The organism is Methylobacterium sp. (genome assembly GCF_019750675.1).
Lineage (GTDB): Bacteria > Pseudomonadota > Alphaproteobacteria > Rhizobiales > Beijerinckiaceae > Methylobacterium.
The window spans coordinates 1-6,675 of the sequence record NZ_JAIEOF010000350.1; the positions used below are offsets into that span (position 1 = coordinate 1).

Here is a 6,675-nt window from a genome sequence, read left to right on the forward strand (position 1 = left end):
CGGTCCGGGATGACGAAGGTGGCGCCGTCGAGGATCAGGCGCTCGCCGATGCGGTAGGTGAGGTCGTTGACGCGGAGCATGGCGCGCTTTTGCGGGGTCGGGGGCTGACTGGCAAGCGGCCGGCGACGCGCGGTCCCCGCCGCCGGGCAAGGGGCGCGCGAACCGCGCATCCACGCCTATCGGCGGGCGAGCGGCCGTGAACGCTTGACCCAGGACTTGCACGGCGTATCGATCAGGTCGGAACAGCGACGGGGGCAGGACGCGTGACGACAGGACGGCTGACGACCATCCCGTTCTTCAAGGAGCCGGGAATCGAGCTGTCCGTCTACGAGACGCGCTGCCATTGGCGCCGCTTCGACGAGAACGAGGTGCTTGTCGATTACGACGACGTCTCCACCGACGTCTACTTCCTGGCCTCCGGCGAGGTGCGCATCCTCAACCGCTCGCAATCGGGCAAGGAAGTGATTCTCGGCGAGATGCGCGGGGGCGCCTTCTTCGGCGAGCTCGCGGCCCTCGACGGCATCGGCCGCTCGGCCAACGTCACGGCGCTGACCCGCGGCGAGGTCTGCGTCGTGCCCGCTCCCGTGTTCCGGCAGATCATCTTCGCCTCGGAAGCCATCGCCGACCGGCTGTTCCGCCTGCTGGCGAAGCGCGTGCGCGAACTGAACACCCGCCTGATGGAGCACGCGCTCCTCGATCTGCGCCACCGGCTCTATGCCGAGTTGCTGCGTCTCTCGGTGCCCCGGGCCGGCGGCGACGGCGAGCGGGTCGTGACCCCGCCGCCCTACCACCACGTGCTCGCCGCCCGCATCGGCTGCCGCCGCGAGCAGGTGACGCGGGAATTCACCGTGATGGCCGCCGACGGGCTGATCGACCGGACGCGCGGAGCCCTGGTGATCCGCCGGCCCGACCTTCTCGAGGCCCGCGTCGCGGAAGCCTTGCGCGAGGACAGCTGAGGGCGCGGCCCCCGCCATGGCGTCGACGCCTGTTCCCGCAGCGGCCGGCCTGCTCACCTGCGCCGGCCTCGGCAAGCGCTTCGGCACGCATGCGGCGGTGGCCGACCTCGACCTGACCCTGCGGCCCGGCGAGTTCGTCTGCCTGCTCGGACCCTCGGGCTGCGGCAAGAGCACGCTGCTGCGCCTGATCGCCGGGTTCGAGACCCCGAGCGCCGGCACGATCCGCCTCGGCGGCGCCGACATCACCCTGGACCCGCCGCATCGCCGGCCGGTCAACATGATGTTCCAGTCCTACGCCCTGTTCCCGCACATGAGCGTGGCCGCCAACATCGCCTACGGCCTCTCCGGCCTCGGGCGCGCGGCGCGGCAAGCGCGTGTGGACGAACTCCTGCGCCTGGTGCGCCTCGACGGGTTCGGCCCGCGCCGGCCCGACACCCTGTCGGGCGGGCAGCGGCAGCGAGTGGCCCTGGCGCGGGCCCTCGCCCGCGCCCCGCAGGTTCTGCTCCTCGACGAGCCGCTGGGCGCCCTCGACCGCGCCCTGCGCGAGGAGACGCAAGGGGAGCTGCGCGCCCTGCAGCGGCGCCTCGGCACGGGCTTCATCGTGGTGACGCACGACCCGGCCGAGGCCCTGGCGCTGGCCGACCGCATCGGCGTGATGGAGGCCGGCCGCCTCGTGCAGATCGGCGACGGGGCGAGCCTCTACGAGCGCCCGGCCAACCGCTTCGTCGCCGGACTCCTGGGGGACGTGAATCTGATCCCCGGCCGGGTGCTGGGGCGGGAGCCCGGCGGCCTCGCCGGCCTCGACACCGCCCTCGGCCCCCTGCGGGCCCTCGGCACCGCCGAGGGGGAGGGGGTCATCGCCCTGCGGCCCGAGCGCATCGCGCTGACGCGTGCGCCGTCCGGGGACGGCCCGGGCCTGCCCGGGCAGGTCGTCGAGACGACCTATCTCGGTGATCGCATCCGGCTCCGGGTCCGCCTCGCCGACGGATCGGTCTGGCGGGTGAGCGCGCCGGCGGAGGAGGCGTGCCCCGGCGTCGGGGAGAGCGTCCACCTGTCCTATGCGCCGGAGCGGGCCTGGCTGATGCCGGCGGCGGCATGAAGCGCCTGCTCCCGGTCCTGCCCGGCCTCTGGCTCGCGGCCTTCGTGCTGCTGCCGGTGGTCCTGACCCTGAAGATCAGCCTGTCGACGCCGGCCACCGCTCAGCCGCCCTACCTGCCGGTGCTCGACTGGAGCGCAGGCATCGAGGGCTGGGGCAACTTCCTCGAAGCCCTCGACTTCACCAACTTCGAGACGCTGGCGAGCGACGCGCTCTACCGCGACGCCGCCCTGTCCTCCGTGATGCTCGCCGCCATCGCCACCGCGATCCTGGCGCTGATCGGCACCCCGATCGCCCTCGCGATGGCCCGCGCCCCGGAGCGCTGGCAGCCGCTGCTGGTCGCGCTCCTCATCGTGCCGTTCTGGACGAGCTTCCTCATCCGGATATACGCCTGGATCGCGATCCTGAAGCCGGAAGGGCTGCTCAGCACCGGCTTGATGCGGCTCGGGCTGATCGCGCAGCCCCTGGAAATCCTGAACACCCAAGGGGCGGTGCTGATCGGGCTGACCTACGCCTACCTGCCCTTCATGGTGCTGCCGCTCTACGCGGTACTAGCCAAGCGCGACCCGCGCCTGCCCGAGGCCGCGGCCGATCTCGGCGCCGGGCCGATGCGGGTGTTCTGGACCGTGACCCTGCCGCTCGCCCGCCCGGGACTGGCGGCCGGAGCGCTGCTCTGCTTCGTGCCGATGGTCGGCGAATTCATCATTCCGGACCTGCTCGGCGGCTCGGACACGCTGATGCTCGGGCGCGTGCTGTGGAGCGAGTTCTTCTCCAACCGCGACTGGCCCCTCGCCTCGGCGGTGGCGATCCTCGTCCTCGTCCTGGTGGTCGGCCCGCTGATTCTGTTCCGTGAGGACGAGGCGACCGCGCGGGAGGGCCGCCGGTGAGGGCGCTCGATCGCATCGCCCTGAGCCTCGGGCTCGGCTTCCTGTACGTGCCGATCCTGATCCTGGTGATCTACTCGTTCAACGCCTCGGCCCTCGTCACGGTCTGGGGCGGGTTCTCGACGCGCTGGTACGGGGTGCTCGTCGCCGACGTTCCCCTGCGGGAGGCGGCGGGGGTCTCCCTCATGGTGGCGCTTGCATCCGCCGCTCTCGCTACGGTGTTCGGGACCCTGGCGGCGCTCGCCCTCGACCGGGGCGGGCGCTTTGCCGGCCGCCGGCTCTTCACCGGGCTGATCTACGCCCCCCTGGTCATGCCGGAGGTGATCACCGGCTTGTCGCTGCTGCTGCTCTTCGTGGGCTTCGGCCTCGATCGCGGCCTCCTCACCCTGGTGGTCGCCCACGCCACCCTCGGGCTCGGCTTCGTGGCGGTGATCGTCGGGGCGCGCCTGCGGGGCCTCGACCGGTCGCTGGAGGAGGCGGCGGCCGATCTCGGCGCGCATCCCGCCCGGGTCTTTTCCACCGTGACCCTGCCGCTGATCGCTCCGTCCCTGGCGGCGGCCTTCCTCCTTGCCTTCACCCTCTCCCTCGACGATCTCGTCATCGCGAGCTTTGTCTCGGGGCCGGGGGCGACGACCCTGCCGATGCGCCTCTACAGCCAGGTCCGGCTCGGGGTGAACCCGGAGATCAACGCCGCCTCGACGCTCCTCGTCGGCGCCGTCACCGCCATCGTGCTCACCGCGTCGTGGCTGACCGGGCGCCGGGGCGTGGCCTGAGGGCGAGCCGGCCTCAGGGCGCGTAGGCGCGGGCGGCGGTCGGGAGCCTCAGGGCGTTCGGCGCCAGGACGGATCCGCCGCGCGAACCCGGTTCGGCGTCGGCGGACACGCTGCGCACCGCGAGGTCGTCGAGGGGGCCGCCGATCAGGAAGCGCGTCGGCCTCGCCCGCGCGGCCTCCGTCGCCGGGCTGCGCGTCGCGACCTCCGCCACCGCCTCGCAGCGCTGGTCGGGCAGGAAGACCCGTCCCTGCAAAGAGGCGGAGAGTGCCTGGCCTTCGAGCGTTCCCTCTGTGACCTGACCGACGCCGTTCGTGAAGCGCAGGCTCAAGGTCGCGCGTTCGAAGGCCGTGCGTCCGGCCCGGCGCACGGGGACGCCGGGGCGAAGGGCAGCCTCCGTGAGGTCGACGCCCACGAGGGTGCCGCCCTCGACGCCGAGGGCCGCGTGTCCGCCCACGTGGCTCAGGAGCCGTTCCGCGGTCGCGCCGGAGCCTTCGGCCATGAACTGCCCCTGGGCCCGACCGGCCACCCAGTTCTCCGGGCGCAGCGTGCCGAGAAACGCGGCGAGGTCGAGGCCGTCGAACGCGCCCTGGGCCCGCATCTCGGTGATCGCGGGATCGGCCGGAGAGGCGGTGAGGGCGAGGCGACCCTTCAGGGTCCCGGCCGCCAGGGTCGCGCGATTGAGGGCGGCCTCGATGTTCCCGGCCCGCACCAGGACGCTCGCGGCGACGTCCTCGGCGAGGATCGGCCCGAAGCGCGCCGCGCCCGCCGAGAGCCGCAGGTCGAGGTCGCCGCCCGTGAGTGGCGCCAGGGCGAGGCTGCGGGTCCGCCAGTCGGACCCTGCCGCGTCGCCGGCAGCGAGGCCGAACATCCGCAGCGTATCGGCGAGGAAGGGGGCGAGGTTCAGGCTCTCGGCGGCGAGCGTCGCCTGGATCGCGGGGCGGTTCCGGTCGAAGTCGACCGACCCGGCGCCCTCAAGCCGGTTGGCTCCGAACGTCACCTGGACGTTGGGCAGCAGGAGTTGGCGGCCGTCCATCGCGAAGCTGCCGTCGAGGCCGAACCCCTCCACGAAGGGCGCGAGCGCCACGGTGCCGCCGGCCCAGGCGAGGGTCTCGGGCAGGGACCGCGTCTGGAACGTGCCCCGCCCGGTCATCTTGAGGCCGTCGGCGCCGATGCGGCCGTTGCCCTCGGCCGCCATGGTGCCCGCCGCCCAGCTCGCCGTCAGGGCGAACGGACTGGCATCGCCGCCGAGCAGGTCGACGGGGCGCAGGCCCGTGACGGTGAAACGGGCGGGTGTCGCGTTCCAGGAGAAGCGCCCACTGAGATCCGCCTGGGCGCTCCAGAGCGGCCAGGACAGGGACAGGTCGATGTCCTCGGCCGTCTGCGGCGTGCCGTCCCGCGGGTCGCTGCCCGTGGCGACCGCCCGGGATACGCTGATCCGACGCGGATGCGCGGACCCGTCCGCCCCGAGGCGCGCCTCGAGCAGGCGCACCGGCTCGGCCCAGCGGGTATCTCCGGCCCCCGTCGGCAGCCGGATCGTGGCGCCGTCCAACGCGATGGTGTTCACGTCGATGCGCCCGGCGAGCAGCGCGACGACGTTGAGCTGGAGCGAGAGGGTTCCGCCCTCCGCCAAGACGGGTCCCTCCGGGCTGCCCGAGGTCAGGCGCACGGCGCGGAAGCCGAGGCGGGGCAGGGGGAGGAGCGTGATCTCGACGGCGTCCGCTGCGTTCAGCACGACGCCGTAGGCGCGCGCGAGATCCCGCGCCACGAACCGGTTCAGGTCCGGCAGGGCCACCGACCAGGGCAGGCAGGCGCAGGTGAGGCCTGCGGCGAGCGCCGCGGAAGCAAAGCCTGTTATGATGCGGCGCAGCGGCATTCCACTCCATCCGGCAACCCACCCGCGCGATGGTCCGCGCGATCGTCGATGGGGACGAGGCGCCTGGCGGCATGACCGCGGCGGCGCGGGAGAGGCCCGGCGATCACCTTCCTGATATCCCGGGCGCGCCCGCTTGTCTCCCCGAGGCCGGTTCGGACGAAATCGCCATCCACGGGCGAGATCGCCCGAACGGCTTGTGCGGGAGGCCGGGGCCGGCGCAAAGACGGGCCGGAACGATCCGGCACGATCCTGCCGATCGGGATGCGGCGGCGCGGGAAATGTAACCGTTGCACCGCCGCATGGGCTTGGCAGGACGCGGCTTTCACGTGACGGTCGCGCGGACGAAGACAGGGACGGGACAGGAGGACTTCCATGAAGAAGGTACATTCGGACGCTGCGTCGGCGCTGTCCGGCGTGCTGAAGGACGGCATGATGATCATGTGCGGCGGCTTCGGCCTCTGCGGTATCCCGGATGCCTTGATCGATGCGATCCGCGACTCGGGCGTGAAGGACCTCACCGTGGTCTCGAACAACGCGGGCATCGACGGCGTCGGCCTCGGCAAGCTCCTGGAGACCCGCCAGGTCGCCCGGATGATCTCGTCCTATGTGGGCGAGAACAAGGAATTCGCCCGGCAGTATCTCGGGGGCGAGCTCGCCATCGAGTTCAACCCGCAGGGCACCCTGGCCGAGCGCATCCGCGCCGGCGGCGCCGGCATCCCGGCCTTCTATACCAAGACCGGCGTCGGCACCCTGATCGCCGAAGGCAAGGATGTGCGCGAGTTCGACGGCGAGAACTACGTGATGGAGCGCGGCCTGTTCGCGGACCTGGCCATCGTGCATGCCTGGAAGGGCGACACCGAGGGCAATCTGATCTACCGGAAGACCGCGCGGAACTTCAATCCGATGATGGCCACCGCCGCCAGGATCACCGTGGCCCAGGTCGAGCACCTCGTGCAGCCCGGCGAGATCGACCCCGACACCATCATCACCCCCGGCATCTTCGTGAAGCGCATCGTCCACGTGCCCGTGCGCGAGAAGCGCATCGAGCAGCGCACCACCCGCAAGCGCGGCGAGCCCGCCGTGCCCGCCGCCG

Annotated in this window: 6 protein-coding genes; 5 read left to right on the forward strand and 1 reads right to left on the reverse strand. The window is 72.4% G+C overall.

Going from position 1 to position 6,675, the window contains the following annotated elements; genetic code table 11:
• Positions 1–263: 263 nt before the first annotated feature.
• Genes K2X24_RS17775 through K2X24_RS17790 form a run of 4 tightly spaced genes read left to right on the forward strand, consistent with a single transcriptional unit; the run spans position 264 to position 3,709 of the window.
• On the forward strand, positions 264–956 hold the full coding sequence (locus tag K2X24_RS17775; protein WP_055952878.1) for a Crp/Fnr family transcriptional regulator: 693 nt from the start codon (positions 264–266) through the stop codon (positions 954–956).
• A gap of 16 nt (positions 957–972) precedes the next feature.
• A complete protein-coding gene (locus tag K2X24_RS17780) occupies positions 973–2,055 on the forward strand; it encodes an ABC transporter ATP-binding protein (RefSeq protein WP_292499664.1) in 1,083 nt (360 codons plus the stop codon).
• On the forward strand, positions 2,052–2,939 hold the full coding sequence (locus K2X24_RS17785; protein ID WP_292499667.1) for an ABC transporter permease: 888 nt from the start codon (positions 2,052–2,054) through the stop codon (positions 2,937–2,939). The genes K2X24_RS17780 and K2X24_RS17785 overlap by 4 nt, the downstream gene beginning before the upstream one ends.
• Entirely contained in the window at positions 2,936–3,709 is a 774-nt protein-coding gene (locus K2X24_RS17790; protein ID WP_292499668.1) for an ABC transporter permease, read from the forward strand. Before K2X24_RS17785 ends, K2X24_RS17790 begins: the two co-directional genes overlap by 4 nt.
• Positions 3,710–3,722: 13 nt before the next feature.
• Here K2X24_RS17790 and K2X24_RS17795 read toward each other — a convergent pair whose 3' ends face one another.
• On the reverse strand, positions 3,723–5,582 hold the full coding sequence (locus tag K2X24_RS17795) for an AsmA-like C-terminal region-containing protein (RefSeq protein WP_292499670.1): 1,860 nt from the start codon (positions 5,580–5,582) through the stop codon (positions 3,723–3,725).
• A gap of 372 nt (positions 5,583–5,954) precedes the next feature.
• Between K2X24_RS17795 and K2X24_RS17800 the strand changes: the two genes are divergently transcribed.
• The coding region (locus K2X24_RS17800; RefSeq protein ID WP_292499672.1) for a CoA transferase subunit A at positions 5,955–6,675 on the forward strand (721 nt) is incomplete at its 3' end.